This is a genomic window from Acinetobacter sp. YH01018, from assembly GCF_013420295.1.
In the GTDB taxonomy this organism is placed as follows: domain Bacteria; phylum Pseudomonadota; class Gammaproteobacteria; order Pseudomonadales; family Moraxellaceae; genus Acinetobacter.
The window spans coordinates 44,908-66,667 of sequence record NZ_VOYL01000003.1 but is presented as its reverse complement, the minus strand read 5'-3'; the positions used below and the strand labels follow the sequence as shown (position 1 = coordinate 66,667).

15 protein-coding genes and 1 pseudogene are annotated in these 21,760 nt (G+C 42.3%); 9 read left to right on the top strand and 7 right to left on the bottom strand.

Annotation, left to right across the window (positions count from 1 at the left end; all coding sequences use genetic code 11):
- Positions 1-147 precede the first annotated feature (147 nt).
- From tig to FTT83_RS01965, 4 genes are all read left to right on the top strand, one after another.
- A complete protein-coding gene (gene tig / locus FTT83_RS01980; RefSeq protein ID WP_166169318.1) occupies positions 148-1,479 on the top strand; it encodes a trigger factor in 1,332 nt (443 codons plus the stop codon).
- A 191-nt stretch (positions 1,480-1,670) separates the two neighbouring features.
- Positions 1,671-2,276 carry an ATP-dependent Clp endopeptidase proteolytic subunit ClpP gene (gene clpP, locus FTT83_RS01975; protein ID WP_086175809.1) on the top strand — a complete coding sequence of 202 codons (606 nt, stop codon included), beginning with the start codon at positions 1,671-1,673 and terminating at the stop codon, positions 2,274-2,276.
- Positions 2,277-2,303: 27 nt separating this feature from the next.
- Positions 2,304-3,614, top strand: coding sequence for an ATP-dependent protease ATP-binding subunit ClpX (gene clpX, locus FTT83_RS01970; RefSeq protein ID WP_180044110.1), 1,311 nt, complete (start codon positions 2,304-2,306; stop codon positions 3,612-3,614).
- A gap of 186 nt (positions 3,615-3,800) precedes the next feature.
- Positions 3,801-4,514: a DUF2846 domain-containing protein gene (locus FTT83_RS01965; RefSeq protein WP_180044109.1), complete on the top strand. Its 714-nt coding sequence runs from the start codon at positions 3,801-3,803 to the stop codon at positions 4,512-4,514.
- A 54-nt stretch (positions 4,515-4,568) separates the two neighbouring features.
- Here the strand turns inward: FTT83_RS01965 and FTT83_RS01960 are convergent, their stop codons facing one another.
- Positions 4,569-6,095, bottom strand: a complete 1,527-nt coding sequence (locus FTT83_RS01960) for a fumarate hydratase (RefSeq protein ID WP_092820830.1) — start codon at positions 6,093-6,095, stop codon at positions 4,569-4,571.
- 566 nt (positions 6,096-6,661) lie between these two features.
- Here FTT83_RS01960 and FTT83_RS01955 point away from each other — a divergent pair.
- On the top strand, positions 6,662-7,273 hold the full coding sequence (locus FTT83_RS01955) for a trans-aconitate 2-methyltransferase (protein ID WP_180176169.1): 612 nt from the start codon (positions 6,662-6,664) through the stop codon (positions 7,271-7,273).
- Between the two features lie 111 nt (positions 7,274-7,384).
- Here the strand turns inward: FTT83_RS01955 and pta are convergent, their stop codons facing one another.
- From pta to FTT83_RS01935, 4 genes are all read right to left on the bottom strand, one after another.
- Complete coding sequence (gene pta / locus FTT83_RS01950) at positions 7,385-9,526, bottom strand: phosphate acetyltransferase (RefSeq protein WP_180176170.1); 2,142 nt, start codon at positions 9,524-9,526, stop codon at positions 7,385-7,387.
- Between the two features lie 55 nt (positions 9,527-9,581).
- Positions 9,582-10,805 carry an acetate/propionate family kinase gene (locus tag FTT83_RS01945; RefSeq protein WP_086197489.1) on the bottom strand — a complete coding sequence of 408 codons (1,224 nt, stop codon included), beginning with the start codon at positions 10,803-10,805 and terminating at the stop codon, positions 9,582-9,584.
- A gap of 303 nt (positions 10,806-11,108) precedes the next feature.
- Positions 11,109-11,510, bottom strand: a complete 402-nt coding sequence (locus tag FTT83_RS01940; protein WP_016168218.1) for a hypothetical protein — start codon at positions 11,508-11,510, stop codon at positions 11,109-11,111.
- A gap of 127 nt (positions 11,511-11,637) precedes the next feature.
- Complete coding sequence (locus FTT83_RS01935) at positions 11,638-12,903, bottom strand: glutamate-5-semialdehyde dehydrogenase (RefSeq protein WP_180044058.1); 1,266 nt, start codon at positions 12,901-12,903, stop codon at positions 11,638-11,640.
- Positions 12,904-13,206: 303 nt separating this feature from the next.
- Here FTT83_RS01935 and FTT83_RS01930 point away from each other — a divergent pair, with 303 nt between their 5' ends.
- Complete coding sequence (locus tag FTT83_RS01930) at positions 13,207-14,538, top strand: alpha/beta fold hydrolase (protein ID WP_180176171.1); 1,332 nt, start codon at positions 13,207-13,209, stop codon at positions 14,536-14,538.
- A 29-nt stretch (positions 14,539-14,567) separates the two neighbouring features.
- On the opposite strand, the gene FTT83_RS01925 is transcribed toward FTT83_RS01930, so the two are convergent.
- Both FTT83_RS01925 and nagZ read right to left on the bottom strand, forming a co-directional pair.
- Positions 14,568-15,428: a class I SAM-dependent methyltransferase gene (locus FTT83_RS01925; protein WP_180176172.1), complete on the bottom strand. Its 861-nt coding sequence runs from the start codon at positions 15,426-15,428 to the stop codon at positions 14,568-14,570.
- Positions 15,429-15,611: 183 nt separating this feature from the next.
- Positions 15,612-16,634: a beta-N-acetylhexosaminidase gene (gene nagZ, locus FTT83_RS01920; RefSeq protein WP_180080887.1), complete on the bottom strand. Its 1,023-nt coding sequence runs from the start codon at positions 16,632-16,634 to the stop codon at positions 15,612-15,614.
- A 199-nt stretch (positions 16,635-16,833) separates the two neighbouring features.
- On the opposite strand from nagZ, the gene FTT83_RS01915 reads away from it, so the two are divergent.
- The 3 genes and pseudogenes from FTT83_RS01915 to FTT83_RS16290 form a co-directional block, all read left to right on the top strand.
- A complete protein-coding gene (locus FTT83_RS01915) occupies positions 16,834-19,032 on the top strand; it encodes a carboxy terminal-processing peptidase (protein WP_180080889.1) in 2,199 nt (732 codons plus the stop codon).
- 357 nt (positions 19,033-19,389) lie between these two features.
- Positions 19,390-21,459: a bifunctional diguanylate cyclase/phosphodiesterase gene (locus FTT83_RS01910; protein ID WP_086197483.1), complete on the top strand. Its 2,070-nt coding sequence runs from the start codon at positions 19,390-19,392 to the stop codon at positions 21,457-21,459.
- A gap of 124 nt (positions 21,460-21,583) precedes the next feature.
- Positions 21,584-21,649: pseudogene (locus tag FTT83_RS16290) on the top strand (hypothetical protein); the annotation flags it as partial.
- Between the last annotated feature and the right edge of the window lie 111 nt (positions 21,650-21,760).

Here is a 21,760-nt window from a genome sequence, read left to right as displayed (position 1 = left end):
TGTTCAAAGTTGTAATTAAGCCAGACTTTTATGATCAGAATACTTAAAATTTAATGGTTAAAACATCCGGTTTTGTATATCTTTCAATGTTGTCATATAATGTGGCACTTTCAAAATTGCAATTACTATTTCTATATCGAGGAAGCCATGCAAGTAACTTCTGAAGCGGTTTCGGGCGTTGCCCGTCGTTTAAATGTATCTGTACCGACGAGCCGTGTGAACGAGCAATTTGAAGCTCGTTTAAAACGCACTGCTAAAACTGTGAAGATCAACGGCTTCCGTCCAGGTAAAGTGCCTTTAAATGTAGTACGTCGTGAATATGGCGCAGGTATTTATCAAGAAGTTGTGAACGATGTAATTCGTGACACAGTATTCGAAGCGATTCAACAAGAGAAAATCAATGCTGTTGGCATGCCAAACATTGAAAAAGTTGAAAACAAGGAAGACGCTCTTGTTTATGAAGCAACTGTAGAAGTTTATCCAGAAGTTGAAGTTAAATTTGACGGTCTAGAAGTTGAACGTAAAGCGACTGAAGTGAACGACAAAGACGTCGATCAAATGATCGAAAACCTTCAAAAGCAACGTGCAAGCTGGACTGAAACCAAAGGCATGGCTAAAAAAGACATGCAAGTTACTTTCGACTTTGAAGGTTCAGTTGATGGCGAAAAATTTGAAGGCGGTTCTGCAACTGACTTTAAACTGGTGTTAGGTTCTGGTCGTATGATCCCTGGCTTCGAAGACGGTATCGTTGGTATGAAGAAAGGCGAAGAGAAAGTGATTGATGTTACTTTCCCTGAAGATTACCAGGCTGAAAACCTTGCGGGTAAAGCTGCTCAATTCAAAATCACTGTGAAGCTAGTTGAAAAACAAAAACTTCCAGAAGTTGATGCTGAATTCTTGAAAATCTTCGGTCTAACTGAAGAAGAAGGCGTTGAAAAATTAAAAGCTGACGTTCGTAAAAACATGGAACGTGAAGTGAAAAACGGTCTTCGTAACCAAGTGAAAGGCGCGACTTTCGATGCACTTGTAGCTGCAAACGAAGTTGAAGTTCCTGCTTCTATGTTGTCTCAAGAAATTGATCGTCAACGTCAACAAATGATTCAACAGTTCACCCAACAGTTTGGTGCTCAAGGTGCGAAAGCATTTGACAGCAGCATGCTTCCAGATGACCTGTTCAAAGAACAAGCTGAAAAATCTGTAAAACTTGGCGTGTTGGTGAGCAAGGTTTTAGCGGACGCTAAAATTGAAGTTGATGCTGCTCGCGTTGAAGCTTACATCGAAGACATGGCTTCTTCTTACGAAGACCCAACTGAAGTGATTGAATACTTCAAAAATGACAAACAGCAACGTGCTCAAATCGAAGCTGTTGTATTAGAAGATCAAGTAGTTGATCACATCTTGGCATCTGCTAAAGTGACTGACAAAAAAGTAAGCTATGAAGACTTATTGAAAGAGCAACAAGCTCGTCAACAAGGCTAAGCTTAGCTGACCGAAAAAAGGCGCATCATGCGCCTTTTTTTATGTACAGGCTTATCGTGACCTGTCCTGAATTCACAATGCTTATATAAAAAATATCTGTTATTTAATTGGGAATATTTTGCATTTTCGGCAATTATCCCTCATATTGTGACTATGAGTTGAGTAACAAAAAATTTAGGAATAAATAACGTATGTATGTTCCAACAATTGATAACGCTTTAGTGCCAGTGGTGGTTGAACAGTCTTCTCGTGGTGAGCGTTCTTTCGATATTTTTTCACGTCTTTTGCGTGAACGCGTCATCTTCTTAACCGGTGAAGTTGAAGACAACATGGCAAATTTAATTGTTGCGCAAATGTTGTTTTTAGAAGCAGAGAACCCAGATAAAGATATACACCTCTATATTAATTCACCAGGAGGTTCAGTGACTGCAGGTATGGCCATTTACGATACCATGCAATTCATTAAACCGGATGTCGTGACGTATTGTATGGGACAGGCAGCCTCTATGGGTGCATTCCTGCTTAATGCAGGTGCTAAGGGGAAACGTTATTGCCTGGAAAATGCCCGTGTGATGATTCACCAGCCACTTGGTGGTTTCCGTGGTCAGGCATCGGATATTGAAATTCACGCGCGTGAAATTCTATTTATTAAAGAACGTTTAAACCGTTTAATGGCAGAGCATAGTGGTCAAGACTATGAAACTGTTGCCAGAGATACTGACCGTGATAACTTTATGACAGCACAGGCTGCTAAAGAATACGGTCTCGTGGATGAAGTACTTACTAAACGTCCATAATTTTCAGATTTTTATATTGGAGTGAATATGTCCGATCATCCTCAAGGACAAAAGCATTGTTCATTTTGCGGTAAAACGCAGTCTGAAGTCGGGAAACTGATTGCAGGTGAGGACGCTTACATCTGTAATGAGTGTGTGGACGTATGCCTAGATTTAGTCCAAACCAGCCAGCAAGTTGAATCGGGCGATTGGGCGAGCAAACCATTGCCTAAGCCACACGAAATTCGTGCCGCACTTGATCAATATGTCATTGGTCAGGATGTTGCCAAGAAAACGCTTTCAGTTGCAGTGTATAACCATTACAAGCGTCTAAAAGTGACCCATAGCGGCCATAAGCATGATGATGCGGTTGAACTGGCAAAAAGTAATATTTTACTGGTTGGACCAACAGGTTCAGGTAAAACTTTGCTGGCACAAACTTTAGCGCGTTTGCTTGATGTTCCATTTGCCATGGCCGATGCAACCACGCTTACTGAAGCGGGTTATGTCGGTGAAGATGTGGAAAACATCGTACAGAAGCTGTTGCAAAAAGCCGACTATGATGTAGAAAAAGCGCAAAAGGGTATTATCTATATCGACGAGATCGACAAGATTACCCGTAAATCTGAAAACCCGTCGATTACCCGTGATGTATCTGGTGAAGGTGTTCAGCAGGCGCTGTTAAAAATGATCGAAGGTACGGTTGCCTCAATCCCGCCACAAGGTGGTCGTAAGCATCCGCAGCAAGAGTTCATTCAGATTGATACCTCAAATATCCTGTTTATCTGTGGCGGTGCCTTCTCTGGTCTAGAGAAAATCGTACAACAGCGTCAGGAAAAAGGCGGGATCGGTTTCACTGCTGAAGTGAAGAACAAAAATGAAACCCGAAAGTTGTCTGATTTGTTCCGTCAGGTTGAAGCAACAGACTTGGTGAAATTTGGCTTGATTCCAGAATTTATTGGCCGTTTGCCGGTCATCGCAACTCTGGATGAGCTGGATGAAGAAGCCTTGATGCAGATTCTGACTGAGCCAAAAAATGCCTTAACCCGTCAATATCAATATTTGTTTGATATGGAAAACGTGGATCTGGTATTTGAGGATTCAGCATTACGTGCCGTGGCAAAGAAAGCCTTGGAACGTAATACCGGTGCACGTGGTCTGCGTTCAATCCTAGAAAATGCATTACTTGAAACCATGTATGATTTACCAAGCCGTACCGATGTCGGGACTGTGATTGTGAATGATGCAGTGATTGCAGGTGAAGCAAAACCAGTGTTAAAAGCAGAACGTCAGCCTAAATCAGAGACTGAAAATGAGGCTAAAGTAGATTTAAAAGTGATAAATTCTAAATCTGCTTAATTCGCTATTCGTCAGAAACGCGCGGAAAACTTGTGTTTTCGCGCGTTTTTTATTTCCAAAAATAAAACCTAATGTTAATCTCAAGAACTCGGCGTGGACGCCGAAATAAAATCAATATATAGCAAACAATGAAGTGCTTAATTCAGTTTAGTACAAAAATAAAAAAATACGCGGTGAGGGAAAATCATGCGTGGAGTCTGTATTGCAGTCTGTGCAAGCTTTATTTTGTTGGGATGCCATGGCAAATCTGCTATGGAACACACTCAAGCGACATCGACCTTAAAACCTGTCAATACTGAACATGAACCGGGATTGTTGGAACAGTACCGTTTTGGCATGTTTAGCATTGGTGCTTGGGTTAATCAAAAGATAGGACAGCGCTTTCAGCCAGTTCAGGCACAGAATGATCAGGCTGCGATTGTTTATTTATACCGTCCTGATAGTAAGTGGAACCGTCAGGAAATTGTGGCATCCAGCTTGTTTATCAATAGTGAACGTATTCCAAGTTTATTAAACAATCATTATTATTGGGTAGAACTGCCTGCCGGAACCTATCGCATATCCACTAGCCGCCCTGTTGGGGTGCAGCATTTCCAAAAGCCCAAATATCTGGATTTTACCGTGCAGGCAGGACAGTCTTATTTTATTAAGTATGATGAAGAAAACTTAACTACCCGTCGTGAAGTTTCGGGGCCTTTAATCTTGATGCCGGAAAAAACGGGCTTAAATGAAATCGCCTATACTCAGCTGAAGTCAGAAAGTTATAACTTTGTTGCGTTAGATCAAAATAGTGGGAAGTTGCGTAAGAAAGCGCAAAAGCTGAAACCTGCAAAATATAATCCGGCAGAAGATGTACAGCTGACTCAGCCGTTTAAGATTTGGAATCCACTGACGTGGTAATCATCTTAATATAAAAAAAGCACCCTAATGGGTGCTTTTTTTAGCTTTGGCAAATTAGTTTGCAGCAGCGTCAACGACTGGAATTTTCCCAATTTTTGCTTGCCAGATTTTAGGTGCAGTTGCGTGAATAGACGTACCATTGACATCAACAGCAACCGATACCGGCATATCTTCAACTTTGAATTTGTAGATTGCTTCCATACCCAAGTCAGCAAAAGCGACAACTTCAGCTTCACGAACAGCTTTAGATACCAGGTAAGCAGCTCCACCTACGGCCATCAGGTAAGTCGCTTTGTTGTCTTTAATAGCTTCAACAGCAGCCGGACCACGATCAGCTTTACCAATCATGCCGTACAAGCCAGTAGCTTCAAGCACTTGACGAGTGAATTTGTCCATACGTGTAGCTGTTGTCGGACCAGCAGGACCAACCACTTCATCGCCTACAGGATCGACAGGGCCAACGTAATAAATGAACTTGCCTTTAAGGTCTACAGGAAGTTCTTCACCATTATTCAACATATCAACCATACGTTTGTGCGCAGCGTCACGACCGGTATAGATTGTACCGTTAAGCAATAAAGTATCGCCTGGTTTCCAAGAGTTCATTTCTTCTTGTGTGATGTTGTCTAGGTCAACACGTTTAGAAGATGAAGAATCCCAGGTTACAGCCGGGTAGTCTTCAAGTTTAGGTGCTTGAATGTGAGCAACACCTGAACCATCTAATTGGAAATGTGCGTGACGAGTTGCAGCACAGTTCGGAATCATACCGACTGGTTTGCCTGCAGCGTGACATGGGTAATCTTTAATTTTAATATCAAGAACAGTAGTTAAACCGCCAAGACCTTGCGCGCCAATACCTAAAGCATTTACTTTTTCGAAGATCTCAATACGGAGTTCTTCCATTTTGCTTTGTGGACCACGACGAAGTAATTCGTCCATGTTGATCTCTTCCATCAATGCTTCTTTGGCAAGCATCATGGCTTTTTCCGCAGTACCACCAATACCGATACCGAGCATACCTGGAGGACACCAGCCTGCACCCATGGTTGGAACAGTTTTCAGTACCCAGTCCACGATTGAGTCAGATGGGTTCAACATGGCAAGTTTAGATTTGTTTTCTGAACCACCGCCCTTGGCAGCAACAGTAATATCGACTTTGTTGCCTGGTACGAGTTTGTAATGGATGACCGCAGGCGTGTTGTCTTTGGTATTTTTACGGCCAAATGCAGGATCAGCTAAAACTGATGCGCGAAGTACGTTAGAGCTTTCCAGGTAACCTTGACGTACACCTTCATTGATTGCATCGTCCAGGCTCATGGTTAAATCAAATTTAACGTCTAAACCCACTTCAAGAAATACGTTCACAATCCCGGTATCTTGACAGATAGGACGGTGGCCTTCTGCACACATACGAGAGTTAATTAAGATTTGTGCAATAGCATCTTTTGCGGCTTTGTTCTCTTCACGATCATAGGCACGGCTCATCGCTTGGATGAAGTCTTGTGGATGATAGTAAGAAATAAACTGAAGCGCATCTTTTACCGATGTGATCAAGTCATCTTGCTTGATAATAGTTGTCATATCAAATATCTCTTGAGCGGGCTGTTAGCTAGCGGGCTAAATTATAAGATAAAAAGCAGGTTTTGTGGGCATTTTGCGTGCTTTTTGGCCGAAAGTTTAATGGTGAATTTCAGCACAAATGAATGGTCGTTTTTTGAGTGATTTTTGTCATAGAGATGACAAGAGTAATCCTTGTTTCGGGTAAAAATGACATTTAAAATATTGATTGACATGGTTTTAATTTATTTCTTATCTGGAATTGTTGAAAAGTAAAATTTAATTTTTCTGTTTTCTTATTCGAGTTAAAGGTGGTCAAGTTGTCATAAATTTGTCCTAAAATTTTTACATCATAAGTGCATCAAATCTCATCTGATAAATACAGACTTCCTTCAATTGCTCCCGTCATGAATTTTTCTTTATATCGTGCAGTGATAGGGTTGCGGTCAGCAAGAAGATTAGGCACAGGCTTTATCTTCTTTTTTTGCTTTAAATTTTCTCAAAAATAAAAACATTCTAAATCTTCAAATCTTCAAATCTAGATCTAAATCTGCCTATACTCTTGAGAATAACGTTTAGAAAAACTGCTTATGAAAGATCAGTCTGAGTTTGCCAAAAATATTATTAAAATTTATAAGAAACATGCACGTGCATGGACAGAATTACGCGGCCATTTTCTGTATGAAAAAGTGTGGCTCAATGATTTCCTTTCACTGATTCCTAAACATGCTCAAATACTGGATTTGGGCTGTGGCTCGGGAAAACCAGTTGCGGCATATCTGATTGAACAAGGTCATGCTGTAGTAGGGGTGGATAGTTCCGAGGGCATGATTGAAATGGCAAAGCACAACTTTCCTGAACAGCGCTGGATTGAGGCAGACATGCGTCAGCTGGATTTAGGGCAAAAGTTTCACGGTATTTTAGCGTGGGACAGTTTTTTTCATTTGACTCAAGATGATCAGCGCAAGATGTTTGCTCAGTTTTCTAAGTTGGCTGAAACAGGGGCAGCTTTGATGTTCACCAGTGGGCCAAGTCATGGAGAGGCTCTTGGAGATCTATTTGGTGATGTACTGTATCATGCCAGTTTGTCGCAAGATGAATATCGCCAATTATTGAAAGATCACGGTTTTGAAGTGGTAAAGATGGTCGAGGAAGATCAGGACTGTACCGGGCATACGGTGTGGTTGGCGCAAAAATTTTGATTAAGTCATGCTTAACAAAATGTCGGTGAATAGATAAGTTGAATTTTAAAATATCAAAAAAAAACCACCCAATTTTGCAATCAGATGGTTTGGAAAACTTAAATTTACGAATTATTGAGCCGCTTGTTGCTCTGCCTGAATGGCAGTCAATGCAATCGTGAACACGATGTCATCGACCAATGCACCACGTGATAAGTCATTCACAGGTTTGTTCAGGCCTTGTAACATTGGACCAACACTCACCACATTGGCAGAACGTTGCACTGCTTTATAGGTAGTGTTACCTGTGTTCAAGTCAGGGAAAATAAATACATTCGCGCGACCTGCGACTGGCGAGCCTGGTGCTTTAGACTGACCTACGCTTTCAACCGAAGCTGCGTCATATTGCAATGGACCATCAATCAGTAAGTCTGGACGGCGTTGCTTGGCAATTTCAGTCGCTTGGGCTACTTTTTCTACATCTGCCCCTGCACCTGAAGTACCGGTTGAATAAGAAATCATCGCGATGCGCGGATCAATGCCAAACGCTTTAGCAGAGTCTGCAGATTGAATGGCAATTTCAGCCAGTTGTTCTGCATCTGGATCAGGATTAATCGCACAGTCACCATAAACATAAACTTCATCCGGCAACAGCATAAAGAATACTGAAGATACCAGTGAGTAATCCGGTGCAGTCTTGATTAACTGGAATGCAGGACGAACCGTATTGGCTGTCGTGTGGACTGCGCCAGATACCAAGCCATCAACCTGATCAAGAGCCAGCATCATGGTGCCTAAAACTACCGTGTCTTGTAGCTGTTCACGCGCTTGTAACTCGTTGAGTTTGCCTTTACGTAAATCAACCATTTTTCCGACATAATTCTCGCGAATCAGGTCTGGGTCAAGAATTTCTAAATCATGCGGTAATTCAATTCCACGTGCTTTTGCTACTTCAACCACAGCTTCAGGTTTTGCCAGCAGAATACAGTGGGCAATTCCACGAGATTGACAAATTGCTGCGGCCTGAATGGTACGTGGTTCATCCCCTTCAGGAAGAACAATGCGCTTTTTCGCTGCAATTGATTTTTGCACCAGTTCATGACGGAATGCAGAAGGAGATAAACGTGGTTTATGTGTATCGCTGATTAACTGTGTTAACCAGTCTGCATTGATGTGGCTGGCCACGAAACGGGTCACCTGCTCAGCACGCTCGGTATCATCTACCGGAATTTCATTGCTTAAATTCAGCAATTGTTGTGCTGTGTCAAAAGTGCTCAATTTGGTGTGTAAAATTGGCAAGCCATTTTTGATTGCTGTTTGACAGAATTCTAAAGCTTGAGTGCTTGGTGCCTGATGTTCAGTTAAAACCAAACCTGCCAGTGGAATGCCATTACTGCTTGCCAAGCTACTTGCAAGCAAGACATCAACACGATCAGAACCGCTGATGATGAGTTCACCTGCCACGAATTTATGCATTTCGTGTTCAATATTTGATGCAATTAAGCTGCTGTGTAATACACGGCGTTGTGCTGCTTCACCTTGGTTAATCCATTCTGCAGAAATATGCACAGCCAAGTCAGACATGCGTGGCACACTTAAAGTGTTGCTAAATGGAACTAAGCCAATGACTGGCATACAGTCTTTACCAATCATTGGGTGCGTGCTTTGAATTGCACTCACAAATCGGTTGGTATCGCTAATTAAACGCAGGTTTGGATCAAGCGTCACAGGAATCTGTGCAGAATCTTCCGGCAAGCCTTTGGTACGCATGAACAATACGCCTGCAGTACGCTCGCAAGTCGCACCACCAAAGAAGCGTAATTGATTGTCAACTTTTGCCGCGGTTTTTGCCGCATTGTTAATGTCGGCATTGCTGACAATAATCACTTTGGCATCAAGCGCTTTCGCCAGAGTGGCATTGAGTTCTGTCGCAAAAGGATCACGTCCGTTTGGTAGCACGCCTTCTACAATAATGACATCGTGATGTTTGGAAATTTCACGGTGTAAACGTACTGCATCTTCAAGCAGCTCGTCATTTTCATCATTTTTTAAACGTTCAGTCAGGGCCGCATAGGAAATCGGTTCAACGGTTTCATGCTTGAACAGGTGACGATACAGTGCAGTGGTGCGATCTGCTTCAGGCTGTAATTCTTGAGAGAAAGGCTTTAGAAAACCTGCTTTTACACCTTGGCATTCCAATGCATAAATTAAACCAAGACATGCAGACGTTAAGCCAACACCAATTTCTGTAGGAACCAAAAGTATTGTTTTCATAATTTTTTCTAAATCATAAAGGGATTTATTGAAAGCATAAGTAGGCTACGATTGCTTAAGCAATCGTAGTCTCACATTCAGGCTTTTTTGCAGCTGACTGATTTACCTCGCCTTCTACAACGTGTGCTGTTTCTTTGGCAATACGGCCTTCTTCATCGGTTGGAATGACCCAGATTTGAGGACCTGTGCCAGCATCAATACGACCTTCTGTACCGCGTTTTAAATTATTGTTTTGTTCTTTGCTTAAGTTGAAACCGAAGTGAGGTAAGTAAGCCATGGTCTTTTCACGGATATAAGCCGAGTTTTCGCCAATACCGCCGGTAAAGAACAGACCATCAAGACGTGGCAGGCCACAGCTTAAAGCAGCCAGAGATTTAGCCAAACGGTAGCAGAATACTTCAATGGCCAGCGTTGCATCTTCATTGCCTTGTTCTGATGCTTCAATCAAGGTACGCATGTCATTTGAAAGATTATCTGATAGACCGAGCAAACCACTTTCTTTGTTCAGCATTCTGTCAATTTTATACACATCCCAGCCCAGGTTGGCAGCCAGGAAGCTGTGCAAACTTGGATCGACATCACCGCTACGGGTACCCATCACAATGCCTTCAAGCGGGGTCAGGCCCATTGACGTATCTACACTTTGACCATTCCAGATGGCACAGGTCGAGCTACCATTGCCTAAATGTGCAGTTAACCAGCCACCTTGTTTTAAGCTGCCTGCTAATTCTGAACCGCGTTCAGACACGTAAGCATGGCTGGTACCGTGGAAGCCATAACGACGCACGTTGTGCTCTGTATATAAGAATTTTGGTACAGCATAACGGTAAGCATGCGCTGGCATGGTTTGGTGGAATGCTGTATCGAATACTGCCACTTGTGGAAGGTCCGGGAACAAACGCATGGTCGCGTCAATTCCTACAAGGTGAGCAGGGTTGTGAAGCGGGGCAAGTGGCGTCGCTTCACGAATACGATCAATGATTTCTGGTGTTAATAACTCAGCTTTGGTCAATGTGCCACCATGTACAACACGGTGCCCAATCGCTTGAGGATTATAATGAGAAAGACGTTCTAAAATGGTTTCCAAAGCCTTTTCATGATCGGCATGTGGAATAGACAGTTCGAGTGGCGCGCCACCAACAGTGACACCCTTAATGCGTGCTTCAGCAGAACCTAAATTTTCTGCTAAACCAAAAATACGATCTTCACGACGTTCTGAAACGAGTGCATATTTAATAGAAGATGAGCCGCAGTTAATAACTAATACTGATGTAGACACGTTTTAATACCCGAATTTTAATTGAAATAAGTCGTCCCTAAAGTGATCTTTATGCAGTACATTTCAATGCAATTCAGATCAGTCTGCATGTTGTATCATGTGTTGATTTTCTGTCCTAGATAGACTTTAGGAGATTAGACTTAAGCACTATCGACCAGTGAAATAATAATAAATAGAATTTATTGGTTGATGGTTTTCATTTATTAATGAAATAGTACTCAAGCATAAACGCTCCTTCCTGTACGCCTTTAACCCTAGCATGAGAAATGAATTTTGAGCAGGAGCTAAGTGTTGTTTTTATGCTTAGTTTTGATACTTGATTTCTGACCAGCGTACAATGACATAGGCAATCAATGCCACCATAAAAAACACCAGCATCATCCAGGCCAGACCTTGCAAGGTTTCAATAATTGTCCGGTAAATTTCCAGTACCCAGCGCTCTTGGGTCAGTTCAATCACAATTTTTTTGTCATTCTCAGTATAAGTCAGCGGCGTGATGTATTTTTCCATATCGTAAATACGAATGCCTGAAGATGTTCCGACCACCATGCCGGCAAATTTGGTGTATTTTGCCCAGGCTTCATGAATCGGGTCGTGGATAATGCGCGCCAGAATGGCATTAATCGAATTGGAAAAAATTTTCATCACTGTAAAAGAAACCAGTAATGCCAGTAAAAAGGTACAAATGATCAAATAATAAAACATGCGATTTTCCCTTTTATCTTTCTCATTGTTTTTATCATGTTACGAAATTTAAGACAGGGATAGTGTAGTGACTGTGTTCAGCTTCATAGTTGAAGCTGAACACTTAAGGATGCTTTAAATAGAGGAATTATTGGCGAATTTGACCGTCACCAAACACTATCCATTTTTGCGAAGTCAGGCCTTCCAGACCGACGGGACCACGCGCATGAATCTTGTCGGTAGAAATCCCGATTTCAGCACCCAGACCATATTCAAAACCGTCGGCAAAACGGGTAGAGGCATTGATCATTACTGAACTTGAGTCGACACGTGCCAGGAACTGACGCGCAAGACTAAAGTTTTCGGTAATGATCGCATCGGTATGGTGTGAGCCATATTTGTTAATATGATCAATCGCTTCATCAATCCCGCTCACCACTTTAACCGCCAGAATTGGACCTAAATATTCAGTGTACCAATCTTCTTCGCTGGCTGGCTTTACGCTTGAACCGAGAATGCGCTGGGTTTCACGGCAGCCACGCAGCTCGACCTGTTTTTCTGCATACAGTTCAGCAATGCTTGGCAAGAAATCTTCAGCAATTTTTTCATCGACCAGCAAGGTTTCCATGGCATTACATACGCCATAACGATGGGTCTTGGCATTCAGTGCAATTGGCAGGGCTTTTTGCAAATCGGCCTGTGCTTCAACAAAGACATGGCAATTACCATCCAGATGCTTAATCACCGGAATACGTGCTTCATTGCTGATCCGTTCAATCAGCCCTTTGCCTCCACGTGGAACAATCACATCCACATATTCAGACATGGTAATCAGATGGCCGACTGCGGCACGATCAGCCGTATTAATGACCTGTACAGAAGTTTCAGGCAAGCCTGAAGCCTTTAAGCCATGTTGAATGGCTTCGGCAATGGCTTTATTGGATTCCAGCGCTTCCGAACCACCACGCAAAATAATGGCATTGCCTGATTTCAAGGCAAGTGAAGCAGCTTCCAGCGTTACGTTTGGTCGCGATTCATAAATCATGCCGACCACACCTAAAGGCACCCGCATTTTCCCGAGCTGGATGCCTGAAGGACGGTAAGCCAGGTCAGTGATTTCGCCAATCGGGTCAACGAGACTCATTACATCTTTTAAGCCATGGAGCATGCCTTTAAAGCGGCTGGGGGTAAGTTCTAAGCGATCAAGTAATGCACTGTCCAAATGATTATTACGACCATTGGTCATATCGATTTGGTTGGCAGCCAGAATTGCAGCTTCACTGTCTTGTAATGCAGTGTAAATTGCAGATAAGGCATTGTTTTTGGTTTGGGTAGAAGCGCTTGCTAACACGCGAGAAGCTTGGCGTGCCTGTTGTCCTACCGTTTGCATATATTGTTCAATCGAATCTTGCATAGCGGTTTGATCACTTAGAAATTACATCTTCGATAGTAACAGCCTGGAACCAGACAATGAAGCATCTGCTCAGAAAAAAGTCCCTGAAACTTTCGGTCTGTTAATATTTTGAAATCCTTTTGTAGGTAAATTTAGATAAGTGGTCATGGAATCAGTTGCTTGAGCTAACCTCCTCTGTATATTATGAAATGATAAGGACAGTGAAGTCTGATAATTACAGCGAAGAATGGATGCAGCATGACGCAGAAATTCTATATTTATTTTCTTGCAAAATAACAATAAGGCAAGAATGGAGGAAGGGATATGAATTCCATGATCCAAATGGACTCGGAAGTAGAAGAATCAAACTCAAATTCTGGTTTTTTTGATCTTTACCATAGGAACAGTTTTAAAGAACCAGCACGTACCACCTGGATTAATGGCTGGAAAATTGAATATATGGCTATTGCTCAGCCAGAAACCATCCATAACACTCCAATCGTTATTATTGGGGGGGCTTTTCAAAATTTTAATTCTTATAAATATTGTGTGGAGCAATTGCTCAGTGCAGGCCCGATCATTTTAATTGATCTGCCTTCCATGGGTGCCAATCAGCAAATTACCAATCGCGATACCGGCATTTCTGCAGGCACACTGGAATTACCTGATTTGGCTCGAATGTTGGGTGAGTGGGTCGATATTGAAAACTTATCTAAAGTTTCAGTGATGGGCATGTCGCTCGGTTCTGTTGTGGCTTCAAGTTTTGCCGTGCAACGTCCGGAACTGGTCGATCGCATGATTCTGATGGGCGTGATGCAAAAAACGCGTAAAAGCTGGCGTATGTTGCTGGAAGAATCCTTGCATTTAATGAATGAACAGCGCATGGATGAATTCGGTCAGGCGGTGATTTTGTATCTGGTCAATCATGCCAAAATCGACCAAACCCGCATGTCACCGACAGCGAAACGTTTATTCTTTAAACAGATGGCTGAATTTACTGCAACCGAGCAAGACCGCTATGAAATTAACTGTAGCCGTTTATTGCGTTTAACCGATGTCCCTATTCCGCAATGTAAAGTACTGGTTGCATGTGGGCAATATGACAGTTTTACCTTGCCGCATGAAAATGCCAATTTTGCTTTGCAATGTCCAGATATGGAATTTGCAATGATTGCAAATGCCGACCATGTACCGCAATTACAGCGCCGTAAAGAAACCATGAGCCTGTTTGCAACCTTCTTGCAGGGGCAATCTATCCAGACTGTAGAAGGGATTATCCCGATGACACGTGCTCAGTTATTGACTTTGGAGCGCCGTGGTGAAGAACGTATTGCGGTACAAAAACCGATGACTGTATTAACGCATCGCCATTCAGATTTGCAGTTACCTACCCATATTGTTGATTTAAACTTTTTTGGCGTTTTACTTGAGTTTACTCAAGGCGCGGCAGAAAAAGCTGCACAATATCCACGTGATTTGGCCTTGCATCTGGAAGATGAAGAAGGTCGATTTAAAATTGAGTGCTTAATTTTTGAAGTTTATCCAACCCGAGTTCGGGCTTTATTCAAGCATGGTAGTTTTGATGTGGCGGAACGTTTATTGCGTTATGTGCAACGACAAAAAGAAGTGATGACGGTTTTAGAATCGGTCAGTTAATTTGTGATCCATCCCAAATAAAAACAGCGTTATATAACGCTGTTTTTTTTGCTTGCATGAATCATCCAGACCAGATCACCTAGATGCTCCTCGTTAGAGGTGAGGGGCACAGCTGAATTTTGAAAGTACTGCTGTGGCTGTACAATACTGACCTGTTCAAAACCGGCTTGCTGGAAAAATTCCTGGGCTTGCTGGGGATTAATAAAATGGAAACTAAACGCACTCTTGGACATCCATTTCAGCAATTTACTGCTGGCCCAAATAAAATTGGCTAGTTTATTTTTCACCGGTTCTGGATAGATGTCGGTAAGGTAATGCAGTTCTTTGAAATTCTGACCGTAATGTCTAATGGCTTGCAGCAGTTGTAATAACATGTCTTTGTTAAAATAGTTGATCAGACCTTCACTAATCACCACCAAGGGGCGCTTGGGATCAAATACATGAAAAGCCTGTTCAAAATCTGCAGTGAATAAGTCTACCGATAAAACCTCTGGACTATGGGTATCAATCTGTTTTAAAGCCTGGGTTTTGATTTTTGCCATATCGGGTAAATCCAGTTCACGATAATCAATATCAGGAAATTTCTGCCGGAAATTCCAGCCACGCGGAGAAAGCCCGCTGGCAATTTCAAGCACCTGTAAATCTGGATGCTGCTCAATCAATTGGGTCAGATGCTGATCAATCATGCGGTGACGTTGTTTTAAGGTGGTACGCATACTGCCGCCAACAAATTTTTCAGCCCAGCTTTCTAAAGGGTGAACCAGCTTGGCGAGCATTTTCCCTTTAGAGGTTGCAAAAACTGGATGAGAAATGCCCATGGTATACCAGATGTAACCAGTGTAATGGGCAGTAAATGAAATATGTCGATGTTCTGAAAGTTGTTGTGTCATGTCATCCTGACCTTATCTTTTTTTTAGTTTTTAACTTTGGTTGTTTATTGGTCGATTATCTTACGTTGCCCGTTTTGCTTATTTTTAGTTTTGATGCAAAGCAAAATGAGCTGAATTAAGCATACTTTTATTTTTGTTTATCATAAAGAAAAAGGAACACCTTGTCGTGTTCCTTTTGTCGTATTAATTCAATGATTTTTTAAAGTTTTCGATGCTATCGCGAACTTTTTGCCATTCTGCTCCCAAGTCCAGCGCTTGCCCAACACTAATCTCTGGAATTTTACCACGCATACGCTCCAGACGTGTTTGATTCGGTAAAGGCAAATCACGAATCCCTTCTAATGCCGTACATGCTGCTGAGCGGTCATTACAGACCAGACCCATATCACAACCAGCTTTGAGTGCAGCCTGAATACGGGCATCGGCACCACCGGCAACACAGGCTGCCTGCATGGTTAAGTCATCGGAGAACAGCACGCCATCAAAGTTGAGTTGCTGACGCAAAATATTTTGAATCCAGTAGGGTGAGAAACCAGCAGGATTCGGATCAACCTGGTCATAAATCACATGTGCGGGCATCAAGGCATCCAGTTGCGGCATCAGCTGAATGAAGGTTTGCATGTCCTTATGATAGATTTCTTCATAGGAACGTGAATCTACTGGTGCGGCTATATGTGAATCGGCCTTAACCGAACCATGGCCCGGGAAATGTTTACCGGTATTGGCCATGCCCGCACGTTTCATACCCTTGATGAAAGCACGGGCAAGGGGAACAATATCATCAATATTTTTGGCAAAACCGCGATCACCAATCACATCACTGACATCATTCAAATCCAGTACCGGGGCAAAACTGAAATCAATCCCAACAGCAAGCACTTCGGTGGCCATCAGCCAGCCACATTGTTCAGCCAATTCCACAGCACGTTCAGGTTCAGTCAGATAAAGTTCGCCTAAGCGACCCATGGCAGGCAGCAAGGTAAAGCCCTGTTTTAAACGCTGCACCCGACCGCCTTCCTGATCGACGGCAATTAAAATATCGGGTCTGATATGACGCATATGATCGGTTAAAGCACGAACCTGCTCAGGTGATTGTATATTTCGTGAAAATAAAATCATGCCGCCTACTTGCGGTGCCTGTAATAGTTCAATATCTTCTTGAGTAAGTTCTGTGCCAGCGATGTCTAGCATCAATGCGCCAATCATATCGGTGTCCGTGTTGGAATTTTATAAAGAAAAACAATACCCGAATTCTGCAATGATTTGCTACATTTTGACAGTACAGAATATGATAAAACTACACGACATACACATATTAAGTTGTTTAAGATTTTGAATATACTGCGTTCATGTCGAAAAACGACGTTGTAATATTGGTCAAAGACCAAGGAAGTACGAATTATTTATGAAACTTCAATCATTAGCTTGTGCAGTTGCAATTGCGACTGGAGGGTTTTTCTTTACTCATGTAGTAAATGAGGCAATTGCTGCAAACAATACCATTGCAGTTTCTCAAAGCATTCAGCCAACGCAGGAACAAGCCCTTGTATCACGCCAATTGGCGACTTTGGTTGACCGTCAGCATTATTTAAATCAGCGTTTAGACGCGGCGACTTCCAATCGTATTCTTGACTTTTATCTAGATAGTCTGGATGCAGACCATTCATTATTTTTGGCATCTGAAGTTGAACAATATAAGAAAAAGTATGGTGCAAATTTTGGTGCAGCATTAAAAGCAGGCGATTTATCAGGCCCTTACTTGATTCATGCCCAATATCGTGACCGCTTGAAACAGTTTTATGAGTTCATGTTGGCGGAATTGAAAAAGCCGCAAAACCTGAAACAAACCAATGTCTATATTGATACTGATCGCGAAAAAGCGCCTTATTTCAAGTCCGCAGCAGAGCAGCGCGCACATTGGCAAAAAATGCTGGTATCGCAACTCATCAACTTAAACATTAGTAAAGAAGAAGAGTCTGCGAAGCAAAAAGCCTTAAAAGATGATCCGACACTGGCCAATGGTCAGGATCTGGCTAGCCCTGAAGATTTAACTCCAGTTCAAACCTTGACCAAGCGTTATACCCGTCAACTTGAACGCATTACCCGTGTTAAAAGTGATGATGTTCTCGACAAGACGTTGAATGCGATGATGCTGACCTATGATCCGCATAGCAATTATTTCCCGCCGGTTGATGCGATGGAATTGAACCGTCAAACCACCTTGCAGCTAGAGGGGATCGGGGTTTCGATTCGTCCTGAACGCGGTAATGAAGATTACACCAAGATTGAAACGATTGTTGAAGGTGGTCCGGCCAGCAAATCAGGTCAGATTAAACCGGGAGACCGTATTATTGGTGTAGCACAAGACGGCGATAAAATGGTCGATGTGATCGGTTGGGCTAGTAATGAAGTGGTCGGCCTGATCCGTGGCAAGCGTGGAACCAAGGTGAGTCTACGTTTGTTGGGTGCGGGTGCATCAATGGGGCAGGCACGTACAGTCAGCCTGGTGCGTGATGTCATTCAGGAAGAAGATGCGGGTGTTCGTTCACGTACAGTTGAGATCAAACGGGATGGCAAAAACCATACCTTTGGTGTAATTGAAATTCCGTCATTTTATTTGAATTATCGTGCGCGCCGTGCAGGTGCGGATTATCGTTCGGTTTCTGAAGACACCAACAATGCTTTAAAAAGCCTGGCAGCCAAGAATGTAGAAGGGATTATTATCGATTTGCGTAATAACCCGGGCGGCTCGCTGGAAGAAGTTGCACGTATGCTGGGACAAGTCATCAAATCTGGTCCAGTGGTGCAAATTCGCGACGGTAATGGCAATGTCAGCGTATTTGAGGACGATGACGGTGGTGCACAAACCTATGCCGGTCCACTGGCGGTCATGGTTAATCTGGCTTCAGCATCGGCCAGTGAAATTTATTCTGCTGCTATTCAGGATTATGAGCGTGGTATCGTGATTGGCAGTACCACCACAGGTAAAGGTACGGCCCAGGTTCAACTGGATACTTTGGCCTATGGTCAGGCAACCTTGACCCAGCGTAAGTTCTATCGTGTTACGGGTGGAAGTACCCAAAATAAAGGGGTAGTACCTGATATCAAGCTGGTTGATATCTACAATGAAGAGTTTGGCGAGCGTAAGGCGAAGAATGCCTTGAAATGGGATACCATTCCAACTGCACCATTTAAGCGTGAAGGTTCGGTACAACCTTATGTGCAAAATCTGGCACAAATGTCACAACAGCGTGTAAGTGTTGATCCGCAATTTAAATATCTGGAGCAACGTAAAGCGATTGCGAAAAAAACCGATGAGCAAAAGCGTGTAGTGCTGGATATTGATCAGCGCAAAGCCGAGCTGAACGCACTTGAGCAGAAAACTTTAGAGGCGGAAAATCAGCGCCGCAGCCTGACGGGGCAAAAGCCTTATGCTAATTGGGAAAGTTATCAAGCCTCAATGGATGCTTTAATCGAGTCGCGTGCGAAAATGAAAGCAACACAACGACCTGCTTTACCCGAAGAAGAAAGCTTTGTTATGGAGTCTGCCAATATTTTATTAGATTATGCAAAATTACAATCCACTAAGGCTGCTGGCCAGTAGGCGCTGTAATTTGGTATTTTTCATTTAAATTTTCCGAAAAAGCCAGTTAGTTGATCTGACTGGCTTTTTATTGATGCATGAGCAAACAGAGGCATTAGTTTTAAAATGATTTTAAAAATATGAACGGTGTGAGGATAATGATAAAAATGTTGAACTATGTTTCTATTGTAAAATGAATACATTAGAAATAAAAAAGAATAGAGCAATTATCACTTGACCAAAATGGAATAGTATTAGATTCTTGTTTTAATTGATTGTTTTTATAACCACTCTTTAAAGATAAAAATTTTCTTGCTTGTATGAAAAGTATCAATCACGTGGATTAAAACAAGAAAGATACCTTATACGGAACTGAATATGGTTCATATACATTATGATTTTAGTCTGGTGATTGCTTCGATAGTTGTTACTATTTTGGTCTGTTATTTTACTGTTTCATTCGAACAATTATTATTCCGTGGCCTGCGTCAGAAATATGAAAAAATGCTTCTCATCATCAGTGGTCTGATGCTTGGAGCTGCAATTTGGTGTATGCACTTTGCTGGTGTGCTCGCTTGTCATTTACCAGCAGATTACTCTTTTGATTATAGTCTTACTTTTGTTTCCTATATTATTGCGTTCATTGCATCTACTTTTGCCATTTGGTTGACTACACGAGAAACCTTACCCTTTGGCCGGCTTGTTTTAGGTGCGGTACTGATGGGAATAGGTAGTGCCGGAATGCACTATACTGGCATGATGGCGCTGATCATCAATCAGCATCGGATTTATTATGATCCTTTGCTGACAATTTTTTCTGTTTTAATTGCAATTGCAGGTTCAGGTTTAACGTTCTGGCTTATTTTTAAATATAAAAATGCAGTACAGCAAAAGCTGATGATCAAGATTTTTCTGGTATTGATGATGGCGCTAACCATTGTCGCGATGCACTATGTCGGTATGTGGGCAATCGCTTTTTATGAAGTTTCTGCAGATCAACAGATTGCACCTTATCAAACTGGCCAGGGATTAATTTTATTAAGTGTGATTTTAGTCACCAGTTTAATTTTTCTCGCTGCATTTTGTGTTGCTGTGCTGGAACAAAGACTGGAAATCCGAAATATACAGCTTTCTAAAGCCAATCGTGAACTGGCCAATCAGGCTGTGCAGGACAATTTAACTAAGTTGCCCAATCGTTTATTCCTGGCGGAATATTCACATTTTTTATTTACCGATCATCGTTACAGGGATGATAAAATTGCCTTTCTCTATATCGACTTAGATCGTTTTAAAGCGGTCAATGATGTATTTGGGCATCATATCGGTGATCAGTTGCTGGTGCAATTGGCGACCCGCATTCAGCAGAATCTGAAACCAAACGAAAAACTGCTTCGTCTAGGGGGAGATGAGTTTTTGATGGTGCTGGAACAGGCTACCCTCGAACATGCAGTTGAAAAGGCCGAGCAGTTATTGGAACAAATCCAGGACAGCTTTTTGATTGCCGGTAAAGAGATCAATATTTCCAGCAGCATTGGCATCGCCCTGTATCCCGATCATGGTAATAATTTGCAGGATCTACTGATTAATGCGGATGCAGCCATGTTGACGTCGAAATATCAAGGGAGAAATACCTATTCGCTGTTTAGTTACAGTGCTGATCAGCAGGAGACCAAAAGTCAGACCAAGCTGATTAATGATTTATATAAAGCAGTTGAAGAACAACAATTTGTTCTGTTTTATCAGCCCAAATTTACCACTGGGGATTATGCCATTTGCGGCGTAGAAGCCCTGATCCGCTGGAATCATCCAAGCTTGGGAATGTTGACGCCAAACATGTTTATCGCGGGGGCTGAAAAAACCGGGTTGATTATTCAAATGGGCTATTGGGCACTCGAGCAAGCCTGTAAGCAAATTCAAATCTGGGAACAGACCGATTCCAACTATTTTCCAGTCGCAGTGAATTTATCCGCCGTACAATTTGAACATAAACATCTGTTTACAACACTAGAAAAATTATTTGCTCAATATCAGATTAATCCTAATCATTTAGCCATCGAAATTACAGAATCGACAGCTATGCATCACGTGGACTCTACCATTCGGAGTTTTGAGCGCTTACGTCAGATGGGAATTAAACTGGCGATTGATGATTTTGGAACCGGGCATTCCAGCTTTTTATATTTGAAGAACCTGCCTGTGGATGAGTTGAAGATAGACCGGGAATTTATCCGGGATCTGGCAGTCGGCTCAAAAGATGAAATCATTCTGGCAAGTATTATCCAGCTGGCCATAAAACTGGGTTTGGTGGTCACTGCAGAAGGGGTTGAAACACCTTTGCAGGCAGACATCCTGACCCGTTTAGGCTGTCAGCAATTGCAGGGTTTTCTGTTGGGAATGCCAATGGATGTGAACCGTCTGGAAACAATGGACAAGGCACTATTTACTTAAAATTGATGCGGGTTGAACAGGTTTAGTTTATTTCAAAAGTTTTATGATCTGTTGCAATATGGTCAATTTTTCATATTGATCGTATTTGATCTTGAGCACTCTGGTTCTGCAGTAAGTATTTTCCATAAGTTTTAAAGATGAGTTAGCGGTGCAGGTCGCTCAGCGACGTACATTTGCCATTATTTCCCACCTAGGGTGAATAATATCATTAAGTTTATTTGATAAATTCATAGTCTGGCTGAAGAGTAGTTTGAAAATCCACTTTATATTTCAACTATATTCAGCTGCTTTTGATTTGGTC